We start from the raw sequence: 26660 nt of genomic DNA on the forward strand, positions 1-26660 counted from the left end.
GGTTACTTTTATCACTAGATTGCTGACATACTAGTGAATCGGAAAGGTGGTAACAGGTTTGAAAAAACTGTGGATTATGTGCCAAGTATCAGAAGGAATATGTAAATTTATCTAGAACTAAACCAAATAATATAATAAAAGGAGGGCATTGATTAAATGCACAAAAAACCAATTACGTTAGTTATTATTTTATCCCTAGCCATGTTGGTCTTTGCAGCAACTGCTGTAGCGGAACAAGGTGACACACCCAATTACAAAGCCACATTTAAACTTGGTGAAGCCAGCTACACAGTTAATGATGTGACCAGCGCCATGGACGTGGCCGCCTTCGTTGAAAACGGTCGCACCTATGTACCATTTCGCTATCTGGGCTATGCCCTGGGTGTAGCAGAAAATAACGTAACCTGGGATGCCGATTCCAAAACAGCCACCCTCACCCTGGAAGATACCACTGAAAAGTTTACTGTAGGCAGCACAAATTATTATGTTAACGACGAGGCCAAAACTATGGATGTGGCACCCCTGATCCGGGATAACCGCATTTTCCTGCCAGCTCGTTACGTGGCTCAGGATTTTGGTTATCTAATGGACTGGGATGCAGAAGCAAAGGTAGTCACAGTAACCAAGAATGTCCCGGAGCAGCAGCCTGAGGAAACCCCCTCGGTGTCAGATGATGATAACTCGGTAACAGATCAGGTATACGGTAACTAATTAGCAAAGCATGTCCTTAACAAAAGCATATCATATAGAAAAAGAGCCCGGCCCTTATGGGTAGGAGCTCTTTTTTTATTATTCACCATTATAGAAATTTAGAAGGCCGACATGGAAACAAAAATAGATTGTCACACAAAGGCCCGACCTATAGGTCGGGCCTCCTTATTTCCATATCTAACCATTTGTCATAGGCAGAAAATGCCGATACTTTCGTTAAGTGCTATTACCGAAAATATTACATCTACAGTTTAATAATAGTACCACAACTAAGATCACACTGGATGAAACTTTAGTTGTTGGTGCTATTTTTTATTAGCTTTGAACATTAAGGGATCCCCTTTAATGACATAAAGGTTGTCTATACTATTTCCGAAGTAGATAGCATATTGTTAACGATATTACCCTAGTGTTATCAAATAAATTGGGCAATAAAATAGACTTCAGTCTATTTTGATCATAGATTGTGCCGTATACCATTAACCAAGTTAATGCTATAATTGTTAATGGAGCGATTTCAATGTTATAAATAAATATTATTATAGTTAACTAAACTTGTAGTTAATTATGTTGCAGTTTTAACTGAAGTAAACGGCATCGTTTGCCCAATCATAATAACAAACAGTATAATAAGCCCCAAGCGACTTCCGGTATATCTGGGAGTCTTTTGGGTTTCTGCAACTTTCGACACAATCTATCACGAGATAACAAATAACTACAACTTTTCTATGGCATTTCGTAAGTGGTCTGCTGATGTGTGAGTATAAATGGTTGTGGCCCTCAGGTTTGCATGTCCAAGCAGTTTGCTTATTCGTAAAAGGTCTACCTGCCCGTTCTTATAAAGCATGGTAGCAAAGCTATGTCTAAAAACATGCGGAGTTACTTGTGCCGGGTCAATACCTGCTTTAACAGCATATTTTTTTACCATTTTCCGTATATATTGTGTACTTAAAGGAACTCCATTTTTGTTTGGAAACAGGTATTTTGAGGTGCTCAACCTTTTAGCTATGTAATAACCAATAACTTTTTGCAGCTCATTATGCATCGGTATAATTCTGCATTTACCACCCTTACCTTGCCTTATAGATAAGTCATGTAATTCAGCCACATCGTTAACTGCCAAGTGTACTAATTCGGAAACCCTGAGCCCCGCGTAGTACATGGTCATCAACATAGTATAGTCCCGAAGGCCACTATAGGTACTTAGATCAACACACTTACAGATTTTCTGTATTTCTTCCTTGCTTAAATAACGTGGCATTCCTTCGGGGATTTTAGGTGCATGTAAACGATCAGCAAAGTTTTCGTTTATTAGCCCCTCTAAAAATAAAAATTTACAAAATGATTTTAAAGTAGCAATGTTACGCATCATAGTACGAGGAGAATAATTTTTCTCTTTTTTAGCGTATAGCAAGTATTTGCGAATTATAAAAATATTACAGTCACTTAATAATACGTATCTACCCAAGGATTTTTGAAGGTAGTTTTGAAAGTATTTTAAATCTTTTTTATACCCGTCTATGGTATATGGACTACGCTGTAATTCAATAGTTAAAAAATTAATAAAGGCTTCTACTGCATCTGAAAACAGCATGGACATTCACCTCGATTATATTATGGGCAGCAGTCAGCCATAATATTCCGGAGGCAATAATAATGTGTAAAACTAACTACCAAGCAATAATTAATCTTCAATGGGGTAGGATTGTGGACATGTATCTGTTACATCTACAGCATGACCTAGAAAGGAGCCCGGAAACCGTTTCGGGATACCGGAAAGATCTGTATCACTTTGGCAATTGTTTAATTGAACACAACGGACCAGAAATAACACCCCAAAAAATAGGGCCAATGGATATATGGCTTTATCTAAGGCATTTGTCATTAGACCATAATTATGCCCCACGGAGCCGAATTAGAAATCTAGCTTCAATCAAAAGTTTCTATAAGTTTCTTAAAAATAATGATTACGTTAAAAAGGACCCTTCCGCCAATATACAGTGGCCCTCTATACCACAAAGTGAACAACCGGTTTTTTTTACAGTACAAGATTTTAAAAAAATAATTGGAGCCATTAACACAAGCACCAAAACCGGTTATACCCATTCGGTAATAATCTATGTATTATTTCTAACTGGTCTACGGATTAGTGAAGCACTATCATTAAAGCTGAAAGATATTGATTTGCGCAAAAAAATCATTAATGTTACCCGGGGTAAGGGACGTAAAAAGCGTATTGTGCCAATTAATAAAGCATTATATCCAGTGCTAAAGGATTATAAAAAAGAGCTTAAAAAGGGGAAAGAGGATTGGTTGTTCCCTTCTAAAAGATCGGTTACTGGCCGGATGACCCCCCAGAATGTAAGATTATTTATTAAGAAATATTGTCGTAAGGCCGGGATCGAAAAGGCCAAAATGAGCCCACATGTATTTCGCCACGGATTTGCAACCACACTGTATATGGATAAAGGTGTTGATTTATTACGCATAGCTACGCTACTTGGACACAGCAACACAAGAACAACTGAAATTTACGCTCATACCAATGAAAAACATTTAAGAAGTGCAGTTGATTTAATAGACTTATAATTCTAAGCAAGGAAACCTGTCAGGTTTTCATATTTACCTGACAGGTTTCCTTGCTGTATGCCCATTTAAATCAATTGTAAGAGGGTTTACCAATCTTTCTACCTATTCAATGCTTAACTCCGTAAGTATTCCCAAAACCGACCCGAGCAAAAAAACAGCCGGGCGATCCGCATGGGACCTCCCGGCAGTTCTTGTTCAATTCAGCGTCAGACCAAAGTTATCAAATAACTTATTAACTAAGTGCTGACCCCTTATTCCCTACAAAGCCGCTCTCTTTTTAAGCGGTTTAATAACGTCTCTAAACAATTTTGAAGCATTAATTAATTCTATCCCTATTAACTGTCCATCTTTATCTATTTCCAAATTTATGCCGGGATGTAACTCTATAACCTCTAAACTCTCTAGCATATCTATTTTTTTAATAATACTCTTAGCGACTCGCTTAGCGTTTTATAATGATGTTTTTTCGATAAATGATAAATGTTCATGAAAATCACTTAATCCTCTTTTACTCCAAATTACTCGAGCCATTTCTTTAAATCCTTTTTACTTTCTTCATGGCTAATAATATTATTATTTTCTAAATCCTCTATCCCTTTATTTACACAATCAATAAATTTTAAACGATTTATAATCTCATCTAAAGATATATCCGTTGGTAAATTCATTATAATATTAATCGCCTTTTCTCTTGCATTCTCCATCTATTAGCACCTCCCATAAAATGGGGTTTTCTTAAGGATATTATATCTTAACACAGATAGTTTCACAACTTCATTTTGTATAAACTAAACTGCTGATAGCAGCAAATTGCTTCCGATAATGAATAGTGAATTATCCGAAGTCAGTCACACAAAAAAAGCTCTCCGAGATACCGTGAGCTGACTGACTTTGGATAATTCTATTGGACGAAACCGCGGTGGGTTAGCCGCTATAGCTATGGGGAAATAAAAACTTCCACTTTATACTTATTAACCGTTTTATTAATAAACGAGGCTGTTAAAGGGCCCAAAATGGATACCAAAACAAAAAATTAGACACAGATCCCCCCTCCCCAATAAAGGGGCATTTTTTAAAAGACATTATGCAGTTTCAGAGGTATTAACTAACGGCTTCTTTCAGTATGAGGTGGACTGGGATTCCGGGGATTTGGTGACCGTACAAAACAAAGCCTGGAATCTGACCATGGATACTAGGATTACAGAAGTTGAAGAAACCTATGAGACTGGTGGGTTTAAGCTCAATGTTACCTTTGGCCACACCCTCCCCAGTAAAACAATAGGTAATTATTAGTGAGATATAACTTGCTAACATGCCAAAGTAATTTTAATATGCTACTACCAATCCAGAGGGAGGGAGAAAATTGTTGTTAAACCAAGCAATCAAGAGCTTTGCCAGGCACATGGAGCTTATCGACAGGTCCCAGGAAACCATCCGGGGCTACACCATAGAACTGAAGAACTTTAATAACTTTTTAACCGTCAAGCACAACTGCCCGGTTTATGTAGAGGACATTACCTTACAGGATATCGAGGACTACCTGCTGCATGAAAAAGAAAGAGGGATTGCCTCCGCCAGCAGGAGCCGGGCTTTGTACATTCTAAAAAGCTTTTTTAACTACTGCTGCAAAAAAGACATTTGCACTAAGAACCTGGCCAATCTCCTAGAACCCGTCAAGGTCAAGCAAAAAGAAAGGGCTCATATTACTGAAGCGGAATTTGAAGATCTGGTCAAAGCCATAGAGCACCCGGTAATTCGCACCGTGGTCCAGACTATGTTCTATACCGGCGGTAGGATGTCTGAGATTATTAAATTAAAGCTGGAGAACGTGGACCTTGAAAACAAAGTGCTGCACATCATTGAAGGCAAGGGCAAAAAAGACCGGGATGTGCCCATTAACGATAAGCTCCACCGGATTCTTACCCACTACTTGGAACACATCAGGGAGGCAGATTCAGACCGTTTTTTCGCCATAGCCAGAACCGGCAAGGTCTCCAGCAGCTATATTAATCGCTGTATTCATGATGCTGTAGCAAAACTGGGCTGGGAAAAGGACATAAGTGCCCATGTGATGAGACACTCCTTTGGCACTAACTTACTGGAAAAAGGAGCCTCGGTGGTCAGTATTCAAAAACTCCTGGGGCATGCCAGCCTAGCGGTGACCACCAGATACCTGCACCAGGGCACAAATAAACTCAGCGAAGCCGTTAATCTTTTGTAAAGGGGGGAGAAAAACTTGAGTGAGAAAAAACCGATTTACGATGCCAAAGTCAAAAAAATCCTGGAGATGTTAAAGTTCAAGAACCGCGATGAGGTGGCAGCAGAATTAAAGTACAAGAACTGGAAAAGCCTTGATATGTACATGCGCAGGAAAAACTTTACCTACGATAAAAGGCAAGGCCAATACATCCCAGCCCACACCAGAGTTGAGAAATTAAACCGAGATCCGAAAAGTTACGCGCCGGGAAAAGTAGTTAGCATTATTACCGCTTTTGAAGAAGAGGACGTAGATCCCAGGCTAGTAGCCAAACAGGAGGGATTTAAAGACCACAAAGAAATGGCCGAATACATGAAAAACAAGGGTTATGAGTGGAACGTTTACAAAAACAATTATGTTAAAATGGTGGGCAAGGTTGAGGACGGAAATTACGTTGCAGTTCCACCACCAGAGCCAATTAATCAACCAGCGGGAGGAAAAACACTGGAAGGGATAGAAGAATACCTCCCCTTCCTCCGCTTCTTGTATGAAAAACGGGACGATATTTACCAGCTTTTATCAGGCACCAGGGAAGACGGCAAAATACCGAGGTATGCTGTTCCGGGGCTGGTCAGGACCAAAGCTATTTACATGAGCGATATGATTGCCAAGCTTGCCGGGGAGTTTAGCAAGGAGAAGAACATCACCCAACGGGAAGTCATGGAAGCGGCCTTGGTGGAATACCTGATGAAGTATGGGTTTAAGCGGGAGGTCGAGGCGCTTTTGAAGAATTTGTAAAAATATTTCTTCTAGGGGATTGTTTTTATGGTACAATGTTTATTTACCAGATATAATAGAGATAGGTGGTGATGGAGTGAAAGTTCAGAACCCACACGATAAATTCTTCAAAAAGACCTTTGGCGATGTAGCCGTGGCCAAGGATTTTTTAAATAATTATTTGCCTCAAAGCATCACGGATATAGTAGACGTGGACACATTGGAGCCGCAGAAAGACAGCTTTATTAACAAAGAGCTACAGGAAAGTTTTTCGGATCTCCTTTTTAAGGCCAATATCAATAAACGGGAAGGCTACCTTTATTTTCTCTTTGAACATAAAAGCTATCCCAGCCGGGATGTTGCTTTTCAGCTCCTAAAATACATGGTAGAAATTTGGAACGCCAAGATTGAAAATACCAATCAACTGCCGGTAATTATTCCGCTGGTAATATACCACGGCAAGGACGGCTGGAACATAAAACATACTTTAGGGGAAATGCTTTCGGGCTATGAGGAACTGCCAAGGGATGTCCAGGCACACATTCCAAATTACAAATATCTGCTTTATGATTTTTCTAGGTTTACTGATAGGGAAATAAAAGGTGAAGTAAGAAACAAAATAACAGTGACGATAATGCGGGATATGCCGAGAGAGGATATTGGCGAAATCCTAAAGTATGTTTTTAGAGCGGCTGTCTATTTGCTGGAGCTTGAAGATAAACAGACAGGGATAGAATATCTTGAGACCCTAGTCAGATATCTGCTCAGCGCTAGGGCTGATTTAACCAAGGATGACTTCAATGAATTGGTTAAGAAAATCGAAACCATCTATCCGGAAGGGAGTGAAAGGATAATGACTTTAGCTGAACTGTTTAGGGAAGAAGGCATGGAGCGGGGAATAGAAGTAGGTGAAGCAAAAGCCCTTGCAAGGACTGCAATAAAGTTTTTAGTTAAGAAATTTGGTTTTGTGCCAGAGGATTTAAAGCAGGGTATAACGAAATTAGATGTACCAACACTGGAAGTTATAATTGACGGTGTATCGGAATATAAAGACCTCGATGAGGTAAAAAAATATATCCAGTAACAAAAACCTAAGAAAACCTTTATGAATAATAAGCTTATATTTCCTAACCCTATGGATAGTGCTGCTAATCATATCTACCAGAACTACAATGAAAAGGTAAGAAGCCCCCAAGCCCTTGTCCCATGCGGGTTTGCGGGGTTTTTAATATACACGAAACCAGGGGCTTTAGTGCTATTAACGCTAACAAAATTAAAGTAACATTCAACAAGGCTGTTGAAGATACTACAAAAGCAACCTTCGCAGTAAAACGTGGTACGGTTACTGAAGAAGTAGCAGTAACTTGGAACGAAGCAAAAACAGAAGCAACCTTAACAAAAACAGGAAATTTTACTCCAGCTGAGTACACTGTGACTGTTGGTGGGGTTGTAGAAGCTACCAATACTGTCACAATTGCAGCAGAAGAAGTTAAGAGCGTAGTTATCAATACTACTCAGTTACAAAAATCAGCTACTGCTCCAGTGTCAATTGATTTCATCAACCAATATGGTGAGAAAGCAACTGTCGCTGCAAATGATACCAAATTGACTCTAACTGCTTACAACAAAACTGCTGGCGTTGCATTAGCTCAAGTCCCTGCTAAATTCCAATTTAATGCGGCTGCAGCTACTCTTAAAGATGAAGTTGTAATTACGGTAATGTACAAAGGTATTACCCAAACAGCTACAGCCATTGTTGTGAATGCTGCTACTGTTGGAAATGTAACATTGGGAGAAGCCGTGTTACCAACTGGTAAGACAATGTTCACACCGACAGGAACTAAAGATGTTGAATTAGCTTATACAGCTACTAATACACTTGGTGAGGCTTATAAACTAACAGCCGCTGACAAAACAAGTGGAGCTGTACAATTCTTAAGTTCAGACAACACGATCTTAAACCCAGCGGATATCTCAATCGATACTAACAATAAAATTAAAATCGCTAAATTTGGTAAAGCTGGTACTGTTACATTGACAGCACTTACACCAGCTACCGGTGCATCAACTACAACTACTGTCGTAGTAAATGAAGATGCTGGCGCAGCATACGGATTAACTTTAGAAAAAGCTGCAGCAGACTTCCCAGCTGGTTCCATAACGCCATTCTATGTAACACAAACTGTGGTTGATAAGTATGGTACTGCTATTGCACAGAAAGACTTAAAAACAGCAGATTATACCGTCTCAACAAATAACAGTTCAGTTGCTACTGCAGCATTTGAAATTACACCAGGTACTGACTATGGTAAAATCAAAATCACTCCAGCCGCTGCAGCTGTCAAAGGTAACTCAGCAACGATTACTGTAACTGTCAATGCTACTGGTAATCAGGCAACATTATTAGTGACTGCTAGTGATGCAGCTGTACCATCAAGTGTTGACACCAAAAAGAATACAACCGTTTCAACTAACATGTTAACTGGTGCAACACAAACATTGAGTTTTGATGTAAAAGACCAATACTCCACAACCTACACAGCAGGCGTAGCAGGATATACTGTTGAGTACACAACCAGTGATTCTAGTGTTATTGCAATCACTTCTAACGAAACTGCAAAAGATGCTATAAATACAGCTGCAGTTGATGTGAAAGCACTGAAAGCTGGTTCTGCTACCATTAAGGCTACATTGAAAAAAGATAGCGTAGCAGTTGCTGAAAAGGCTTACACGATCACAGCTATAGCAAATAGCTCTGCCGGACTTACTTACAGTGTAGAAGCGCCAACTCCTGCATATAAAGGATTACTTTCTAAGGATATCGTTGGCGAAACACTTGGTGATGCTGGTGCCGCAACCTTAACAACAAACGCTGATAAAGAGCGTGCTATTAAATCTGGTTATGCAGCAGAAGTTGCTCTGTATGCAACAGATGCAAATGGCGTAAAAACCTTAGTTCCATCTAGCGCCTTAGTCGGAGGAGCCCCAACTATTACTCAAGCACAAAAAGCGGATGGAACAGGTGCTGCGACTGTTCAGGTAGCTGTATTTGAATATAATAATAAATACTACGTATATACCTCAACAGCAGCCGCTGCAACTGACTTTGAAGTTACTGTAAATGGTACTAAAGTTACACAAGATGTAAAAGCAAAACTAGAGTTTACAATCAACGCAGATGATACTATCAAAACTATTTCACAAGATGTCACAATTTCAAAAGATGCTTTAAAAGCACAATCCATCGAATTTAAATCAGCTGCACCTGGAACAACCACTGCAACTGATGTAACAGCAATCACTGTAGCTGACTACGCTGCATATACGACTGCGCTAACTACAAAGGCTTATGTATGGGTAAAAGACCAATTTGGTGGCTACTCATTATCTGATACAGGTACTGAAGCTTCTGCCTTCTTATCTGTCGTAGACTTAACAGATGTAACAGGCGCAAGTAACGACACAGTAGTTATTGGTGGGGCAGCTGCTGCACAAGATGGTGTAATTACTATTACTGATACCGGTAGTAATACTGTAATCAATAAAAATGGCGGTGTAGTACGTATTATTGCTAAGACTGGAGCTTTAACAGACTTTATCAACTTAACAATTGGGAAAGAGAACGTAAAACCAACACTTGACTCAGTAGTATTAGCAAACGGTAGTGGAACTGCAGCAACATTGGACGTTAATGACACTATTACATTAACATTCAGTGAAGCAATGACAACTACTGGAAATGCAACTTTTGCTATGACAAACGGTGTTGTAACCTTACTTGATACCACTACATTAACATTTGGTACAGTAGGTGTTAATGCTGGAACTGGAACGGTTGCATGGAGCGCAGATGGTAAAGTCGCTACATTGACTTTCACTGCTGTAACAGATGCAACAACCGCTCCATCAGGTGCTGTTACTCCTGGAGCAGTTGTGTTAAAGGATGCTAATGGCAACCTAACTGCAACAACAGCTAGTGCTGCCGCAACAGGCACATTCTAGGCTCAAGGAAATTCAATGCTCTAGAAAACACAATCTGATGGTTCTTTTGTTGAAAACCGTCCAGTGCACTAACTAAACCAGAACAAAAAAAGCCCGGGTGGTCCCAAAGCGGATCGCCCGGTCTTTTGTTTATTGGGTTCGCTTGGCATAAGGCAAAGGGGCTGGCGTGGCCCAAGTGGAATATTAGTGGGCTTGGCTAGTGAATAAAGCTAGCCCGGCGGGTTGGCCTGATAGGGGTTATCTGGGTACCTGGTTGGCCGGGAACATAGAATGGCCGCGAGTTTTGCCCAGTTTGTGCAGGAATATAAATAATACTGATTACACGGCAAACCAGGGGGACGGTTCCTGCGGTTTGCGAGAACACAAGTGCTCGGGACAAACCAGAGGGACGGTTCTGGAAAAACACAAGGGGACGGTTCTGTTGTGCAGTAGATAACCGTCCGGCGCACTAACTAACCAAACAACCAAACAGCCCGGGAGGTCCTACACGGATCGCCCGGCTGTTTTTTATTGGGCGGGGTGCGCAGGAACGCTGGGTATAAAGGAAAGAGGCCAGCGTGGGGTTGAGGAGGGCGAGATTGGTAGGCAGCCCGGCAGGTAGGCCTGATTGGGGTTATCTGGCTACCTGGTTGGCTAGTAAATGCGGGGGATAGTTGAGCATGAAAAAACACCTTACAGGTAGAAATACTTGTAGGGTGTTTTTTTTTATTTCTCCAGGCTAGTTTTATCGGCAGCTCCGCCGGAACGTATCCACTCATCCACTTCGGAAATCTTAAATTTCCAAAGCCGTCCAACCTTGTGCGCTGGCATGTTACGGTGGTTAATCCACTGAAGTATAGTTTCCCGGCTCACATCAAGATAGTCAGTTATAGTGGCCATTGATGACCATTTTTCTATGTTGTCCATTGTTAAATCCTCCAGATTATCAGCGCACACCATGTAAGAATCCATAGCGGCCATGTTCTGTGTCCTTTGTAAAAGTGATTAGGTTGGCACCGGTATAATCCAAATCCGGGGGTTCGTTTTCAACAATAATAACTTGACCTTTATGCTGGTTATCAAGCAGATATTGGAATAGGCCTGCTTTCATACTATCCGGTGCGCTCTCATCCCCTCGTTCCTTTAATGAGAGGATAGGTGAATCCACAACCAATAGTCCCGGCGCATATTTCCCCTGCTCCACCAAATATTCCATGAGTGTGACTGCAAGTACAGTATTTAAGAACGCCCGATACCCTTTACCAAAACTTTCCTTTGGTTTTCCGTTTACAACCACATCAAATTCCCTAGGGTCAAAAAATGCAGATCCAAATCCCTCGTACATACACAAATCCAAAATATCGTTTAGGCGTTCATCTAGCGTGCCTAAAATATTGCTGCTGAACTGGTTCTTTATTTTAAATTCTAACTGTGATTCATCCTCCATTTGTACGTTGAATAGCTCAGTCTTTATGTTAGTTTCAAATTTGTCAATAACAGTTGTTTCATTTTGGATTTCGATGGCCCGGCGATATTCAGCCAATGTTTTCTTAAGTGCTGCCACCTTGGGCTTTAGTTCACTGTTGAGTAAATCTTCGATCCCCCATCTTTCATGATTCAAATCTGCAAGCCTTGCCTCAAGAGCAGAGCGCTCTTTGACGATGTCTTCATTGGCCTCCTTAAGATCGGAAAGTTGCAGCTGTATTCTATGCAGTTCCGCATGTGATGCCTCGATGTAACCCTTCTCAATCTCCACGGGAACATTGCTTTCGCAGAACGGGCATTTTGACACTTCCTTGACATTCCCCCTGTTTAACTCCCCTTCAACAATAAAGGCTAAACGTTTTACATCTGCGGCATACTGGCTCCCCAGGGCCTGGTACCGGTTGTAAAGGGTATTGCACTCCGCCAATTGTGCATTTACCGAAAATATTTCTTTCAACAACTGTTTATTGTGCTCAATGGCCCTGGCGATGGCTTTTTCGGTTTCAGCAATATCATCAAGTACTGTTTCAACCTTGGCTTGAAGATCCAAAGCACCGTAAGGAATATTTCCCAGCTCTTCTTTTCGGTCGGCAAAGGTTATTAGCTGTTTATGCATATAATCAACCAATGCTTTTCTTCGGGCCTCCGATATTTCCTTTTTCTCAAGGGGTTCTTCCTCGGCAAAATCTATTCCTGTGATCAGAAAGAATAATGCACTGAGTGCTGCTGTTGCGGAGGTATTCTGTCTCGGAAGAATAATGGACCGCTCCTGTAAAACACTTGTTTCCTTGATAAGGAACATGTGTGAAAATGTTCTCCAGGTAAGCCTTTGTTTCTCAAATCTTGAGTTTTTTATAATATCGTGTTCTTCCTCTATTCCAATTAGTTGGAGCCACAAATCACTGATATTATTCTTTTTACCGCTGGTTTTATAGGTACCAGACATAATATCATAGGCGTCACTATGCACTTCAATTCTATTGGTATCTAGTTGGCGGCTTAATGTAACTTTACGACCTTCAGTTGCGATAATAAGTTTTATCCGGTCATACCCGGCGGTTCTATCAAAACGAATTCTATCGCTGCCAAACAAATAGTCCAGGCATTCTAAGACATAACTTTTACCGGTATCAGATGGCCCGCAAATAATATTAAGACCCCGCTCAAACTCCAGGATGGAAGGTTCCTTGCCGCTGCCCATCACGATTAATTTTTCAATATGGAACTTAGACATCATTCACACCCCTTTGCAGCCAGGTAAATGCGTTACGGTTAATCATTTCAAAAATTTGCCGCTCCGATTTTTGTGCTATGTAGCCCTGTGTTCGTTTAGCAAGATAGCGGTATGTTTCAGCATAATGATTTGTAAACCGTGAACAATAATCCTTTCCTTTTTGATTTATCGAATATAAAAAACCCCTTTGTGAAGACGCTACATCAATTAGGCCGGTTAGGACAAGTTGTTTAACAGCTTTTTTAACTAGTTCACGGCGGAGCGGGAATTCACTGTATTTGAAGGCACTGTCCCCATGAAGATCGTTATCTGATATTTCAAAATCCTTACCATAGACCGTTATAAAATCAGCTGCGGCTATCATATCAGCTGTCTGGATTAAGCCGGTTTCTAACATTAATAAAACACGCAGTGAGATCTCAAATGGGGTGTTAAATATATTATTCATTCCTTAACACCCACCCTTCAATCTCGCCATCGTTTACCAGAATGTGGCAGACCCCTTTTTTCTCACTGGCTCCGACCCATTTTAGCGGCTCACATAGCCAGCATTTGTTAACCTGGATAACAGCTGCATGAGCCATTACACCATTCATCCGGGCAAAACCGTGTTTAAAATCATTATAGTAAATATCAATAATGCCATTGTATGTCTCTTCTTTTAAGGTTTCAAATTGATCTGGTTCCGTCATACCAAAAATATCCCTTGCATCTCTCCTTACGGTTTCAGCGGCATAGTAATCTTTTCTTCGCCGTTCAAAATCTTTTTTATATCTGGGATATCGGTCAAGTAATTCTTTTGACAAATCAGTTAATTTCTCGGCTTCTGCATAGGCTGCCAACAATTTTGTGACATAGGTCAACTCATGTTTTTGAATTTCTTCCGGTGGTGTTAGGGGAGGAGGGCGTAAACCATGGGATTTACTCAATATGGCCTTTAGTGCCTTTACTTCATCCACAATGGTTGGAATTCCGCCATTTGTTTGCTTGTCCCCCGTTAGTTTATTAGGCTTCTTTATTGCATACAGAAAAACCTCGGAAAGAAATCTAGCTAATTTTTCTCCCTCCGCAAGGGCCAAGAAATCTTTCTTTTTATTTTGTGGAATCTTAGTGTCCTGGGAGATAAGTTTAGTAAGTTCATGCACCAGATCAGAGGTTAAATCAGGTGTAATGGCAGGTATGACCACGTCTTCAAAGTAATCGTGGGCGGCGTCAATGATTAATTTGGAGCTAGCCGCTTTTTTAATTTTATTATGTACTTGAGCATTAAGCCCTAATAACTGATTGGCGATTTTAGCCGTAACCACATATGGTTCACCTATTTGATTTGTGATAACAACATTATCAAGAATTAGGCCCAGCAGGAGCTCCGTTACCTCCACTTGGCTGTCAGAACCTTTGATTACCTTTTGAACAGCTCTAGCGTATGTACCAAAACACAGCCCGACCACTAGGATTCCCCCTTCCCGCAGAATTCAAGGGTCAAAAAAGGGTCAAAAACAGGTCAAACTGAGGGTAAATATTTTTAGGTCACAACCTGTTATCATTTTATTAATAAGTGTTGTTGAAAGAGGATGTTTCTACTTGGTTGATTGTTGTATGTGGGCATGGATGAAGGTGCCTCAAAAAAAAACTCCGAAAACAACCAGTTGATTCTGCCAGATATTAAAAATATTATATCACCCTATTTTGGGTGTTACAACATTATTAACCATAATTCGAAACAATCTTATCCAGTGCAACTTAAACAATCACAAATACACTTAAATACTTGATGGATGAAATTATAGAAAGGAAGGTGTTTATGAATAAAAAACTGATTAACATTGAATGCCCCACATGCGGCAATCCAATTGTATCAAAGTATGCCAATGGGGAAGTAACCGGCCTACTGTTGCATAAATGCAGCCGATGCAAGCGCTACTGGGATTTAAATTACACAACTGGAACAATTTCCTGGGTAGATGGGAAACCGGACAAAACCCCAGCCAAAAATTTTATAGTGGATTTATCAACGGGGAAAACCCGTCCAATGTATGATAAAGCTTTACTGAGACGAAAAGGAGCCTAACATAGAGCTACCTTAAGGACCAGATAGCTAATAATTAATTTTATTAGTTATCTGGCCTTTTTTTTGTCCATTACAAACTTAATAATGCTTTGCCAATTATAGCGAGTTAGGAATCAAAGAATTACCTCAGACCGCATAATTACTGATTTTTCGGTAATTATGCGGTTTTTTTATGCCCGTTTTTCGGACCCGCCCCATTGGGCCTTAAAAAAGGAGGAAATAAACATGATAAAAAAATTTCAAACCCAAGATGCTGAGATCACCATTGAAATCACTGAGCAAGGAAAAGCGATTTATGCAGTAGGTAAAAAAAAGACCACATTTGATTTAAGCAAATGTGAATCCTTTACTTACTGGTCAGTTATGGAAAGGGAAAAGTTTGTCGTCACGGAGGACATGCTCACCGGTGCAGATGAGATTGAGCCCTGGGTGTGGCTTGTAATTAGCCGGGGAGAAGATCGGCTGGAATATAACAACGACCAGGCGGAAACCCGTAGCCATCAAAGTTATTCCAGCCAAAACGATAAAGCTAAAGATTTAGTTTCTGATGAGGATGCCCTCGAAGAAGTGCTGGCCAATTTGGGCAGGGAAGCCGTAAGAAAAGCTATTAGGTCGCTTGAACCCAAGCAGCAAGAGTTAATCTTTGACATATATTACCGGGGCCTTTCCAAGGCGGATGTAGCCAAACGTGATGGCGTTTCTAAAATGGCGATCACCAACCGAATGAACAAGATCATTAATCGGTTGAAAAAATATTTAATAAATCTATAAATTCGGGGGGGGTTTACTTTTTGCTCTACCATGACTTGTATATAGAGGCCGTTAACAAAATTTATATTGCAAATCAAAACCGGCCTCTAATCATGGTAAAGGTAGGTGAAAAAAGTTGAGTAAAAACGCTTATATTGGCTCCACTACCCGGCACCACATGGAAATTGGCATCAAGAAACCAAATTCCAGCCAAGTGTTGGCGGCAAGGAAGGTCAAACTTCGTGACCGGTTCTTAAATGCAATCTTTGGTAAAGGGCACAGCATGGTTGTGCTAGTGCCTGGGGAAAGCATTGGCACCATTTCCATTACAGAAATGGAGGTACATGAACTGGAAGAAGCGGAAAAGGAATGCGAAAAAATGAAGTCGATACAACGGGAAAAAGGCAGGTGATCTAAATCAATGTAATTTTATTCCCGCACCAACAAAGAGCATTAAACCAAACCATGCACCGCAACCTGGTAGCTTACTACCTAGATATGGGACTTGGAAAAACATTTTTAGGTTCAGAGAAATTAAAGCAACTAAATGCACCCTTTAACCTCATAGTTTGCCAGAAGTCTAAAATCACGGACTGGGCTGAGCACTTTAAGACCTACTATGACTACGAAGTTATTATTTTCAAAAACCAGCCCATCGAAGCAATTCCACCACACAGCATCATCATAATTAATTACGATCTGGTGTGGCGGCGCAAGCAGTTAGAGGAATTAAGGGATTTTTCGATGTTACTAGATGAGAGCCAATATATCAAAAACGAAAATTCCAACCGGGCCAAGTTTATTCTTAACTTAAAACCAGACAATGTAATTTTATTATCCGGCACCCCCACCGGTGGAAAGTATGAGGAACTGTGGTCGCAGCTAAGGTTGTTGGGGTGGGGTATAAGCAAAAAGTTATTTTACAAACAGTACACCATCACTGAAAAACTTGATGTTGGCGGATTCTACATTACCGTGGTCACTGGCTACAAAAACGTTGACCGGCTAAAGGACAAACTTTACCAGCATGGGGCGATATTCATGAAAACTGATGAAGTGGTGGAACTACCGCAGCAGGTGGAGCAAATCATTAAAATCCCCAACACCCCCCAGTACAGGAAATTTAACCAAGACAGAGTGATTACCATTGATGACGAAATGCTGGTCGGCGATACCGCTCTTGCAAAATTGTTATATCTGCGGCAATTAGCATCGATTTACAACCAACATAAACAACAAGCTTTAAAGGATTTACTGTCTTCCACCCATGACCGGGTAATTGTATTTTACAACTTCAAGAAGGAATACCAGCTCATTAAAAGACTAGCTGAAGAACTGGAAAAACCGGCGTCCCATATTAACGGTGACGGTACAGATTTAGATAACTACGATACAAAGGACAACAGCGTCACTCTAGTCCAGTATCAGGCTGGATCGACCGGGGTCAATCTACAAAAGGCAAACCGGGTTATTTACTACAGCCTGCCGCTGTCAGCAGAGCTATGGATGCAATCAAAAAAACGCATTCACCGCATCGGCCAGCCTCGCAGTTGTTTCTACTACTACCTGATCACAGAGAAGTCTGTGGAAGAAAAAATACTGGAAGCCCTAAAGCAAAGGAGGGATTTTACCTTGGAGTTATTTGAAAAGGGGGTGAAGTAGCACCAGTGACTGAGAAACAGCTTCAAAAGAAAGTCATTAAATATTTAAATTCCCTGCCCAATACCTGGTTTTTTAAGGTGTGGGGTGGCGGGTTCCAGCGAAGCGGCATACCGGATTTAATTTGCTGTATTAACGGGTTGTTTGTGGCCCTTGAACTAAAGGGAACGGGCGGTAAATCTACCAAGCTCCAAGAGCTAAATATCAATAACATTAACGCTGCTGGTGGCATTGGCCTCATTTTATACCCCGCCGATTTTAAGGAATTTAAGACCCTTGTAAAGGAGGTGAGTAACGGATGCGGTTTAGCCACAGCAGAGTTGAATGCTTTGAAAAATGCCGGTACCAATTCATGCTCCGATACATCCGAAACTTAACTACGATTTTCCCCCCGGCAGCGGATAATCCCTTAATAGTCGGTAGCGCTCTCCACTTGGGATTGGAAAAAGGACCAACTGCTATGGAGGAATATTACTACAGCCAATACCCGGTGATTAATGACTTTCACATCAACGAAATGATAAAACTGACCACCTTGGTGGAGAAAGCCAATGAAGTGCTGCAGGAGTTAACTCGGGGGAAAGTCAGCATATTCGAGTATGAGATAAACTTCCCGGAATTTATAGGTTATGTAGATTTAATAGTCCATAACGGTGATGGCAGTGCAGATGTTTATGATTTTAAGTACAGCAACAACATTGACCATTACCTAGAATCCAAGCAGTTACATTTGTACAAGTATTACCTGGAGAAACAAGGGTTTGACGTGTTCAAGCTGGGGTATGTTTTTATTCCTAAAACCCAAATCCGGCAAAAGAAAACCGAGGATTTATACCAGTTCAGGAAACGGCTAACGGAAACCCTGGCGGCCATGCAAGTAAAAGTGGTGGAAGTGAACTACGACCACTCCAAGGTGGATGGATTTTTCCAACGCTGCCATGAGATTCAAAACGAAAGCATTTATGAAAGAACACCGTCAAGGCTATGTGCCTGGTGCGAGTTTCAAAAATATTGCGAGGAGGAAATCGATTTTATGTTATTACCGAAAAATGAAAAGCGGGAAAGGAAGATGGATCTAAATCCGGATAAGTGGGTTTACGGCGATTCCTATGTAGGAAAGTCCACTTTCATCGAGCGCTATGAAGACCTGCTGATGGTAAACACGGACGGCAATATTGACAACCTAACCTCCCCGGTGGTCAGGATTACGGACGAGGTGACTTATGAGGGCAGGCTCCGAAAAGAAAAATTAGCCTGGGAAGTCTTTTTAGCAGTCATCGATGAACTGGAAAAGAAGGATAACACCTTCAAACGAGTGGCTATTGATTTGGTGGAGGATTTGTACGAACACAGCCGGTTGTACATTTATAAAAAACTAGGCATTGACCATGAACAGGACGCCGGGTTCGGCAAGGGTTGGGACATGGTGCGGACTGAATTTCTATCGGCTATGAAGCGCCTGAAGAACTTAGGCTACCAGGTAATCTTTATCTCCAAGGAACTGACCTCGGAGATTACCCTGAAAAACGGTAACAAAATCACCACCATCAAGCCAAACATCAACGACAAGGTGGCCAATGTACTAGCGGGAATCGTGGATTTGACAGTTCGGGCGTTTATGGATGGCGATGAAAGATATTTACAGCTGGAGAAAAAGGAAAATGTCTTTGGCGGTGGCCGGTTTAATTTCAAAGTGCCAGTTGTGAAATTGGATAAGGATGAATTTATTAAGGCATTAAGGGGCGCTCAGGAAGGCATCAAGACTTATTCCAGGGCGGAAAGCGCCAAGGAAGCAGCAGCAGGAGAAACAACCGGGAATGAAACCAAGGAAGATGGGGCTACGGCAACTGCTAAGGGAGATACCAACGGGGATGAAACTAGCGAGGAAGAAACGGCGGCTACCACTACGGAGGAAACCACTGCGGCGACCGATAAACCCGAAAAACCGGCTAAAAGGAGCAGGCGCTCTCGCAAGTCCGGTAACCAATTAACTAATTAAATTACAAGGAGGACAAATTTAATGAGTAGTGTATTTGCAAGGTTCGACAAAGAGTTTGACCTGAAAGGTCTTAAAGAAGACCTGAAAAATGTGGGTACAGGCGATGGCCATTACCGGGAAGTTCCCTATGGCACCTATGAAGTGAAAATTGAAAAACTAGAATTGGTGGAATCCAAAACTGGCAAGCCTATGGTCACCAGTTGGATGCGCATTATTGCCGGAGAGTACCAAAATTCTATTTTATTCATGAATCAAGTCGTCCACACTGCCTTCGGAATTCATATGGCTAATGAATTTTTACGCTCCTTAGATTCTGGCATCGATGTTACTTTCGAGAATTTTACCCAGTATCACAACCTCATTTTGGACATCCATGAGGCCATTGACGGGAATTACGAGTATGCAGTGGAGTATGGGGAAACCAACAAAGGATTCAAAACCTTTAAAATTACTGAAGTTTTTGAGGCGGAGTAGGGTGCTGTTATTCTATGACGCAGAAGTCTATCCCCACGATTGGCTCTTTGTCATAATCGAACCTGCCAGCCAGCAAAAACATGTGTTCATAAACGATGCCAGGGCACTGGCGTCGTTTTATGAACAGCATACTGATCATATTTGGGTTGGCTACAACAACCGGCACTATGACCAGTACATTTTAAAGGGTATCCTTTGTGGTTTTGATCCCCATGAAATCTCCAAGTTCATTATAGCAGAAAAGAAACCAGGCTGGCAGTTTAGTTCCCTCTTAAACAGGATTAAGCTGAACCAATTTGATGTCATGACCACCTTACACAGCCTAAAGGAACTGGAAGGCTTTATGGGGCATGATATCCGGGAAACAACAGTTAGTTTTGATACCAACCGGAAACTTACAACACGGGAAATTGATGAGTTGGTTAGTTACTGCACCCATGATGTGCAAGAAACCATGGAAATATTCCTTCACCGGAAGGAAGAATTTGATAGTCACGTAGCTTTATTAAAGACCTTTAACCTGCCGCTGAATTATCTGAGTAAAACCAAGGCGCAACTGGCGGCTGTGATTTTAAGGGCCAATAGAATAAACCGAAACGATGAGTTTGATTTAGTTTTACCCGACACTTTAAGGATTAAAAAATACCGCCATGTGGTGGATTGGTACAAGGATGCCCATAACCACAACTATGATAATTTTCTACAGACTACTGTTAGTGGTGTACCCCATATTTTTGCCTGGGGAGGGTTACACGGGGCTAGGGATCAGTACCAGGATGAAGGGATTTTGGTCAATGTGGATGTGGCCTCTTTCTACCCTTCACTTATGCTGGAGTATGGTTTTTTATCCCGGAATGTGGAAGACCCCAAACTCTACCAAGAGATTTATCAAGAGCGGTTAAAACTGAAAGCGGAGAAAAACCCCATGCAGCTGCCATATAAGATTGTCTTAAATGCCACCTACGGGGCCATGAAATATCAGTACAACAACCTTTATGACCCCAGGCAGGCCAATAACGTCTGCGTAGGCGGGCAGCTGCTGCTCTTAGATTTAATCGAAAAGCTAGAGCCGAAGTGGACGCTGATTCAATCGAACACGGATGGATTAATCGGAAAAATTAAACGCCTGCGGGACTTGGACACTATTAAAGATATTTGCCGGGAGTGGGAAACCCGTACCCGGATGCAGCTGGAATTTGAACTGTTCCGGAAAATCTACCAAAAGGATGTCAATAATTACATCATCATCCGGGTAGACGGCAGCTATGAATCAAAGGGAGCATATGTCAAGAAATTAAACGAAATTGACAATGACCTGCCTATAGTAAACTCGGCCCTTAAAGAGTATTTCATTAACGGTGTACCGGTGGAAAAAACCATCAACGATTGCCGGGAACTGATGATGTTCCAGAAGGTAGTGAAGGTCACCAATAAATTCTCCCATGCTCTTTATGGCAGCCAAAGGTTATCGGAAAAATGCCTCAGGGTGTTTGCTTCCAAAAACGATGATCCCGGTGTTTTTAAGGTCAAGATAAATGGACGACCCCATAAAATAGCCGGTACCCCGGAGCACTGTTTTATCATCAACAGTGATGTGCGGGGTAAAAGGATACCTAGAAGGCTGGATAAAGATTGGTATGTTCAGGTGGCTAAAAAGCGGTTAGCGGATTTTTTGGGAAAGGATGATCTGAAATGATGACAGTGTTTAAAAATAAAGATTTCGGTGAAGTAAGAAGTATTTTAATTAATCAAGAACCTTGGTTTGTTGGTAAAGATGTGGCGGAGATTTTGGCGTATAAGGAACCCCATAAAGCCATTGCCCGACATGTGGATGAGGATGACGGGATGAAACATCCCATCAGCGATAACTTAGGCAGGGTACAAGAAACACTGCTGATCAATGAAAGCGGCCTGTATGCTTTAATAATATCTTCAAGGCTCCCCAGGGCGAAAGCATTTAAAAGATGGATCACCTCCGAGGTGTTGCCAACCCTTAGAAGAACCGGCGGTTATTCTATGCGCCCCAAAGGGCCAAGCCTAAGTGAGATTATACGATTTCTAAAGCTGATAAGAGACGTGATGGTTGCCCAAGGATGTAATGAAAGAGATATTGCTGTAACGGTAAACAACATCTGCCAGCAATTTCAGATCCAGCTTCCCACAGAATTCATCCGGCTATCAGATCTGGAAGTGAAGTTTATGCAGTTTCTTTACAGGGATGAGCTTGCCAGGCAAATGAGTAGCGGTGATGCCATAGCGGTGTTTTTAGGTAGGGAAATCAGCGATATTAGCGAGGAAAGGTATCAACAGCTCAAAACCATTTACTGCGACATAGAAAAAAACTAACCCAGGAAGCGGGCGGACCTACCAAACTAAAATCATTTTATCGACTAGTGACATTAAAAACCGGTGCCAGTTTGGTAGGTTGCCTCCCAAATGAACATTAAAAACAATAAAACAGCCGGGGGAAATTATCCATACTGACTGTATGTTGGGACATTAACCATCGTTTAAGCAGAAAATATGTCGGGAAACACTGCCAAAATGAACTGTAGGTCTTCCGGCTACCCCATGCTTTTGGGATATAAACATCCCATAAATATCAGGTTTTTTATGAAAGAGGTGATGACCATTTGGACATGGTTAAGGGTTATATCAAAACCAAAGGTAAAAAACCCATAGAACCTTACCGCAATAAAAAATCATTTTACACCTATGACTATATCCGCAAAACGGGCGGCGACTTTGCTGGTATCCTGGCCGATGGCATGGTGCAAATAGATCTTGATGATGAAAAAGAAGGGAAACTTGTCAAACAGATTGTCACAGAAACCGGCCTTAGAAGCGCAATTCTTAAAACCGATCGGGGCATCCACTTTTACTTTAGGAACACCGAGGTCAAGAAAAAACAAGTGAAGCTGATGACTCCCATCGGCGTCACCGTAGATGTGGCCGTGGGCGAGCAAAATGCACCGATACCGATAAAAGTAAACGGAAAAACCCGGCGCTGGCTCAATAAAATCGATGCCATAGAAGATATCGATTTCCTCCCAGATTGGTTGCAGCCGCTGAAGAAAAAACACAATTTACCGGACTTTAGTTCCTTAGCCGATGGCGATGGCCGAAACCAGGCACTTTTTAACTATATCCTTACCCTCCAGGCCGAGGGTTTTGGCAAGGAAGCCATCAAAGGCATTATTCAGATTATAAACCAGCATGTGCTAAAAACCCCTCTGGGGGATAAGGAAGTGGAGACTATTTTAAGGGATGAAGCCTTTTTAAAGCAGACCTTTTATATAAAATCAAAATTCCTCCACGACCGGTTCGCCAAGTATCTAAAAACCGAGGAGCGGATTATTAAAATCAATAACCAGCTCCACATTTATCGAGACGGGGTTTACAAAAACGATGCCTTGGAAATAGAAACGGCCATGATTAAACACCTGCCGGAGCTGAATCGGGCTAAACGCTCGGAAACACTAACTTATTTAGACCTTATAGCGGAAGACAAGGAACCGGCTTCAGCAAATTATATTGGGTTTAACAACGGGATTTTAGATATTGACAGCATGACCATGCATGACTTTTCAGCGGACATCGTGCTGCAAAATAAAATTGAATATGATTACATTCCCGGTGTTTACGATCAAATAGTAGATAAAACCTTGGATAAAATTTGCTGCCAGGACAATAACTTGAGGAAGCTGTTGGAGGAACTAGTTGGCTATCTGTTCTTTAGAAGAAACGAACTGGGCAAATGTTTTATTCTTACCGGGGGCGGCAGCAATGGCAAATCCACATTCCTGGATATGATTAAAAACCTACTGGGAAATAACAATTATTCATCCCTGGGTATAGATGAACTTGGAGTGCGCTTTAAAACGGCGGAGTTGTTCCACAAACTTGCCAATGTTGGAGATGACATCAGCAAAAAGTATATGGACGATAGTGCTATTTTCAAGAAGTTGGTCACCGGCGAAACAGTTAACGCTGAGCGCAAAGGTAAAGACCCTTTTGAATTCAACAATTATGCCAAGCTGCTTTTTAGTACAAATAAATTGCCTAGGATCAACGATACTTCCGTAGGACTTATGCGCAGGCTGGTGATTATCCCCTTTAATGCGGTATTTAGCGACAAGGACACCGATTTTGATCCTTTTATCAAAGACAAGCTGCTAACAAAACCAGCCATGGAATATTTGCTGAAACTAGGGATAGAGGGTTTAACCCGTGTGTTGGCCAGTGGGTTTACCGAGGCTCAGGCGGCAAAAAGGGAGAAACGGGATTACGAAGTGGTGAATAACCCTGTTCTGGCTTTTGTTAATGAAGGATTAAAAATCGAAAATGAGGCAATAAAGGACGTTTATCGAAAATATGGGACTTGGTGTTATGAAAACGGCCTAAAACCTCTTAGCCACATAGAGTTTGGACGGGAGCTAAGTAAAAATGGCTACCAATCAGAGGTAAAAAGAATTGGCGGGGAGACCGTTCGGATTTATGTGAAGGCCGCTACAGATGTAACAAATGGGCAAAATGATTTGTAACGGTTAAAAGTCAGTTAATCCAACAGTTAGGAAGGATGATACAGATGTTACAGATATTCGTTTATCTTTTATAAATAAGGGATAAGAAAGATTATAAATTATTTATATAAAAGAAGTATATATATATTTATTTATAATATCTGTAACGCTGTAAAAATATCACATTTAACGACATTGTAATTTAAGTGAGGTGTTAAGTCTTGAAAAATATAGTTTTTATCTGCAGTCCCTTTGCCGGGGATGTGGCAGGAAACATAGATAGGGCCAGGCGCTACGGGCGGTTTGCGGTAACGAAAAAAGTGATACCTATTATCCCCCACCTGATGTATCCACAGTTCCTTGATGAGGATGACCCGGCGGAAAGACAACTGGGGATTGAAATGGGACTGGCACTATTGTCACATTGCCGGGAAGTGTGGGTGTTTGGGAGCCGGGTGTCATCGGGGATGGCGGCGGAGATAGATCAGGCCAAGGTGCTAGGGATTCCGGTTAAGTATTTTACGGTGGATTGTAAACCAGTGGGAGGGTTGACCTATGGGATTTGATGCTGTAGACTGTTTTGCCCATAAACGAAATAGCTGCACAGCTTTAAAGGTTAAACAGTGTGAAGGCTGCAGTTTTTATAAAACCAAGGAGCAGTATGAACTGGGTCAGCAGAAGGCGTTGGAGAGGATTTACACCTTGGATATAGCCAAACAGAAACATATTTCAGAAACCTATTATGGCGGCAAACTGGAGGTGATAGCTGATGAAGGCTAAAGAATATTTATCCCAAGCCATCAGGCTTGACCACAGAATAAGCAGCAAGCTGGAGCAATTGGAGAACTTAAAGGCCCTGGCCATGCGGGTAACCTCAAACCTGACCCAGGAAAAGGTATCCGGTGGTAGAAATATCAGAGGTCCTTTTGAAAACACCATGGCTAAGATTATTGATTTGGAAAAAGAAATTAACCAGGAGGTTGACCAGTTTATAGAACTCAAACAGGAAATCATGGGCACCATTTGCCGGGTGGAAGATGTGAATTGCCAGTTGGTGCTGGAGAAAAGATATATCAGCGGCAAGTCCTGGGGGGATATCTCTTTGGAGCTTGGGTATAGCAGGAGCGGGGGTTTTTAGAATCCACGGTGAAGGATTAAAAGAAATTAACGAAATACTAAAAAAGTGGACTAAAATGGACTAAAGTGGACTTAGCAAGTGTGGTATAGTGTAAGGTGTAAAGATATAAAAACATATTCAAGAAAAGCCCCAGGATACTGTGGGCTTTAATTTTTTAGGAGATGAAACCAAATGAGAACATGCGCCTATGAAGGTTGTCGGCATGAAATAAAACCCGGCAGCCCTTATTGTAAATATCATGCCAGGCTGATTGAAATAGAAAATAACAGTCCGAAGTGGCTCAATGACATGATCCAGGAAATGCGGGACAAAATGAACAGCGAAAAATGCGTAAAGGCAAGCATGGCACCAGGCGATCATCCAGTTAAAAGTGACTAAACAACCATATGCCACGGCTACTAACGAAAATAATCTAAGCTCTGACAGCAACTTGCTCTCAGGGCTTTTTCTATGGAGGTGCCATTATGAAATGCATATCCTGTCGCTTTGCCAGCACCGATAAATCCGCTAGCGATAAACACTGGACGGCTTATGAGTGTGGTAACCCAAAGAGCGAATACCATAAATCTTTAATTAACATATCCGAAGACGGCAATAAACATAAACGTATCTCCTGGTCCGGCTGCCAGCACGGTGAGAGGAAGGTGAAACCCAATGCCACGGAAACCACCAGCGCCATGCCGCCATCCCGGTTGCCCGGAGCTAACGGAAGCCAGGTTCTGTCCCAAACACATGCAGGAATACAACCGGCAGTACAACCGGAAGGAAAGACCCAAGTATTCCAAACAGCTTTACAACAGTGCCCGGTGGCAGCGGTTAAGAAAGAAAGTTCTACTGGAGCATCCCCTCTGTGTAGAGTGTGAACGCCAGGGCAGGATTACTCCGGCAACAATAGTTGATCACGTAAAACCCCACAAAGGTAATCTGAATCTGTTTTGGGATGAGAACAATTTACAAGCTCTTTGTAAAAATTGTCATGACAGCAAGACCACAAAGGAAGGCCGCTGGGGTGATAAGAATAGGGTTTACAGTTATTAGGCAGTCTGGCAGCAGTAGAAAAAAAAAGCGACTT

The 26660-nt window shown here is 41.6% G+C and carries 29 protein-coding genes; 22 read left to right on the top strand and 7 right to left on the bottom strand.

Annotation, left to right across the window (positions count from 1 at the left end; genetic code table 11):
• Positions 1 to 156 precede the first annotated feature (156 nt).
• Positions 157 to 711, top strand: a complete 555-nt coding sequence (locus tag DESGI_RS20740; protein ID WP_006521336.1) for a copper amine oxidase N-terminal domain-containing protein — start codon at positions 157 to 159, stop codon at positions 709 to 711.
• 715 nt (positions 712 to 1426) lie between these two features.
• Here DESGI_RS20740 and DESGI_RS20745 read toward each other — a convergent pair.
• Entirely contained in the window at positions 1427 to 2305 is an 879-nt protein-coding gene (locus DESGI_RS20745) for a tyrosine-type recombinase/integrase (protein WP_006521334.1), read from the bottom strand.
• A 119-nt stretch (positions 2306 to 2424) separates the two neighbouring features.
• Between DESGI_RS20745 and DESGI_RS20750 the strand changes: the two genes are divergently transcribed.
• A complete protein-coding gene (locus DESGI_RS20750; protein ID WP_245561238.1) occupies positions 2425 to 3300 on the top strand; it encodes a tyrosine-type recombinase/integrase in 876 nt (291 codons plus the stop codon).
• Between the two features lie 258 nt (positions 3301 to 3558).
• Here DESGI_RS20750 and DESGI_RS26560 read toward each other — a convergent pair whose 3' ends face one another.
• Positions 3559 to 3708 (bottom strand): DUF2283 domain-containing protein, encoded by a 150-nt coding sequence (locus DESGI_RS26560; protein WP_083939990.1) that lies wholly within the window; start codon positions 3706 to 3708, stop codon positions 3559 to 3561.
• A gap of 110 nt (positions 3709 to 3818) precedes the next feature.
• Positions 3819 to 4004, bottom strand: a complete 186-nt coding sequence (locus tag DESGI_RS20755) for a hypothetical protein (RefSeq protein WP_006521332.1) — start codon at positions 4002 to 4004, stop codon at positions 3819 to 3821.
• A 328-nt stretch (positions 4005 to 4332) separates the two neighbouring features.
• Between DESGI_RS20755 and DESGI_RS26260 the strand changes: the two genes are divergently transcribed.
• The 5 genes from DESGI_RS26260 to DESGI_RS20775 all read left to right on the top strand — a co-directional run bounded on the left by DESGI_RS26260 (position 4333) and on the right by DESGI_RS20775 (position 10276).
• Positions 4333 to 4593, top strand: coding sequence for a Gp37-like protein (locus DESGI_RS26260; protein ID WP_281168138.1), 261 nt, complete (start codon positions 4333 to 4335; stop codon positions 4591 to 4593).
• 70 nt (positions 4594 to 4663) lie between these two features.
• Positions 4664 to 5521: a tyrosine-type recombinase/integrase gene (locus DESGI_RS20760; RefSeq protein ID WP_006521331.1), complete on the top strand. Its 858-nt coding sequence runs from the start codon at positions 4664 to 4666 to the stop codon at positions 5519 to 5521.
• Positions 5522 to 5536: 15 nt separating this feature from the next.
• Entirely contained in the window at positions 5537 to 6295 is a 759-nt protein-coding gene (locus tag DESGI_RS20765) for a hypothetical protein (RefSeq protein WP_006521330.1), read from the top strand.
• A gap of 19 nt (positions 6296 to 6314) precedes the next feature.
• Complete coding sequence (locus tag DESGI_RS20770) at positions 6315 to 7358, top strand: Rpn family recombination-promoting nuclease/putative transposase (RefSeq protein WP_245561126.1); 1044 nt, start codon at positions 6315 to 6317, stop codon at positions 7356 to 7358.
• Between the two features lie 122 nt (positions 7359 to 7480).
• Entirely contained in the window at positions 7481 to 10276 is a 2796-nt protein-coding gene (locus DESGI_RS20775) for a beta strand repeat-containing protein (protein ID WP_006521328.1), read from the top strand.
• 705 nt (positions 10277 to 10981) lie between these two features.
• On the opposite strand, the gene DESGI_RS20780 is transcribed toward DESGI_RS20775, so the two are convergent.
• From DESGI_RS20780 to DESGI_RS20795, 4 genes are read right to left on the bottom strand one after another with little or no spacing between them, the layout of a single operon-like run.
• Positions 10982 to 11182, bottom strand: coding sequence for a helix-turn-helix domain-containing protein (locus tag DESGI_RS20780; protein WP_041285023.1), 201 nt, complete (start codon positions 11180 to 11182; stop codon positions 10982 to 10984).
• Positions 11183 to 11201: 19 nt separating this feature from the next.
• Positions 11202 to 12974 (bottom strand): AAA family ATPase, encoded by a 1773-nt coding sequence (locus DESGI_RS20785; protein ID WP_041285024.1) that lies wholly within the window; start codon positions 12972 to 12974, stop codon positions 11202 to 11204.
• Positions 12967 to 13422, bottom strand: coding sequence for an ABC-three component system middle component 2 (locus tag DESGI_RS20790; RefSeq protein WP_006521325.1), 456 nt, complete (start codon positions 13420 to 13422; stop codon positions 12967 to 12969). Before DESGI_RS20790 ends, DESGI_RS20785 begins: the two co-directional genes overlap by 8 nt.
• Entirely contained in the window at positions 13415 to 14425 is a 1011-nt protein-coding gene (locus DESGI_RS20795) for an ABC-three component system protein (protein ID WP_006521324.1), read from the bottom strand. Before DESGI_RS20795 ends, DESGI_RS20790 begins: the two co-directional genes overlap by 8 nt.
• Before the next feature lie 353 nt (positions 14426 to 14778).
• Here DESGI_RS20795 and DESGI_RS25125 point away from each other — a divergent pair, with 353 nt between their 5' ends.
• From DESGI_RS25125 to DESGI_RS26690, 15 genes are all read left to right on the top strand, one after another.
• A complete protein-coding gene (locus DESGI_RS25125; protein ID WP_006521323.1) occupies positions 14779 to 15045 on the top strand; it encodes a hypothetical protein in 267 nt (88 codons plus the stop codon).
• A 225-nt stretch (positions 15046 to 15270) separates the two neighbouring features.
• The gene (locus DESGI_RS20810) at positions 15271 to 15816 is read left to right on the top strand and encodes a sigma factor-like helix-turn-helix DNA-binding protein (RefSeq protein WP_006521322.1); all 546 of its coding nucleotides are present in this window, start codon (positions 15271 to 15273) and stop codon (positions 15814 to 15816) included.
• Positions 15817 to 15931: 115 nt separating this feature from the next.
• Positions 15932 to 16207 carry a hypothetical protein gene (locus DESGI_RS20815; protein ID WP_006521321.1) on the top strand — a complete coding sequence of 92 codons (276 nt, stop codon included), beginning with the start codon at positions 15932 to 15934 and terminating at the stop codon, positions 16205 to 16207.
• Between the two features lie 86 nt (positions 16208 to 16293).
• Complete coding sequence (locus tag DESGI_RS20820) at positions 16294 to 17457, top strand: DEAD/DEAH box helicase (protein ID WP_157872837.1); 1164 nt, start codon at positions 16294 to 16296, stop codon at positions 17455 to 17457.
• Between the two features lie 5 nt (positions 17458 to 17462).
• Positions 17463 to 17831, top strand: a complete 369-nt coding sequence (locus DESGI_RS20825) for a VRR-NUC domain-containing protein (protein ID WP_015618021.1) — start codon at positions 17463 to 17465, stop codon at positions 17829 to 17831.
• Positions 17753 to 19453, top strand: coding sequence for an AAA family ATPase (locus DESGI_RS20830; RefSeq protein ID WP_006521319.1), 1701 nt, complete (start codon positions 17753 to 17755; stop codon positions 19451 to 19453). Before DESGI_RS20825 ends, DESGI_RS20830 begins: the two co-directional genes overlap by 79 nt.
• 21 nt (positions 19454 to 19474) lie before the next feature.
• Positions 19475 to 19927 carry a DUF669 domain-containing protein gene (locus tag DESGI_RS20835; protein ID WP_006521318.1) on the top strand — a complete coding sequence of 151 codons (453 nt, stop codon included), beginning with the start codon at positions 19475 to 19477 and terminating at the stop codon, positions 19925 to 19927.
• A gap of 1 nt (position 19928) precedes the next feature.
• Positions 19929 to 21623, top strand: coding sequence for a hypothetical protein (locus tag DESGI_RS20840; protein WP_006521317.1), 1695 nt, complete (start codon positions 19929 to 19931; stop codon positions 21621 to 21623).
• Positions 21620 to 22273: a BRO-N domain-containing protein gene (locus DESGI_RS24135; protein WP_006521316.1), complete on the top strand. Its 654-nt coding sequence runs from the start codon at positions 21620 to 21622 to the stop codon at positions 22271 to 22273. Before DESGI_RS20840 ends, DESGI_RS24135 begins: the two co-directional genes overlap by 4 nt.
• Before the next feature lie 293 nt (positions 22274 to 22566).
• Positions 22567 to 24471 (top strand): DNA primase family protein, encoded by a 1905-nt coding sequence (locus DESGI_RS20850; protein ID WP_245561240.1) that lies wholly within the window; start codon positions 22567 to 22569, stop codon positions 24469 to 24471.
• Between the two features lie 200 nt (positions 24472 to 24671).
• Positions 24672 to 25016 carry a DUF7768 domain-containing protein gene (locus DESGI_RS20855; protein ID WP_006521314.1) on the top strand — a complete coding sequence of 115 codons (345 nt, stop codon included), beginning with the start codon at positions 24672 to 24674 and terminating at the stop codon, positions 25014 to 25016.
• Positions 25006 to 25230 carry a hypothetical protein gene (locus DESGI_RS20860; protein WP_006521313.1) on the top strand — a complete coding sequence of 75 codons (225 nt, stop codon included), beginning with the start codon at positions 25006 to 25008 and terminating at the stop codon, positions 25228 to 25230. The genes DESGI_RS20855 and DESGI_RS20860 overlap by 11 nt, the downstream gene beginning before the upstream one ends.
• A complete protein-coding gene (locus tag DESGI_RS20865; RefSeq protein ID WP_006521312.1) occupies positions 25220 to 25588 on the top strand; it encodes a DUF1492 domain-containing protein in 369 nt (122 codons plus the stop codon). Before DESGI_RS20860 ends, DESGI_RS20865 begins: the two co-directional genes overlap by 11 nt.
• Before the next feature lie 171 nt (positions 25589 to 25759).
• The gene (locus tag DESGI_RS20870) at positions 25760 to 25966 is read left to right on the top strand and encodes a hypothetical protein (RefSeq protein WP_006521311.1); all 207 of its coding nucleotides are present in this window, start codon (positions 25760 to 25762) and stop codon (positions 25964 to 25966) included.
• A 276-nt stretch (positions 25967 to 26242) separates the two neighbouring features.
• Positions 26243 to 26626 carry an HNH endonuclease gene (locus DESGI_RS26690; protein WP_015618022.1) on the top strand — a complete coding sequence of 128 codons (384 nt, stop codon included), beginning with the start codon at positions 26243 to 26245 and terminating at the stop codon, positions 26624 to 26626.
• Positions 26627 to 26660 lie beyond the last annotated feature (34 nt).

Source organism: Desulfoscipio gibsoniae DSM 7213 (assembly GCF_000233715.2).
Classification (GTDB): domain Bacteria; phylum Bacillota; class Desulfotomaculia; order Desulfotomaculales; family Desulfallaceae; genus Sporotomaculum; species Sporotomaculum gibsoniae.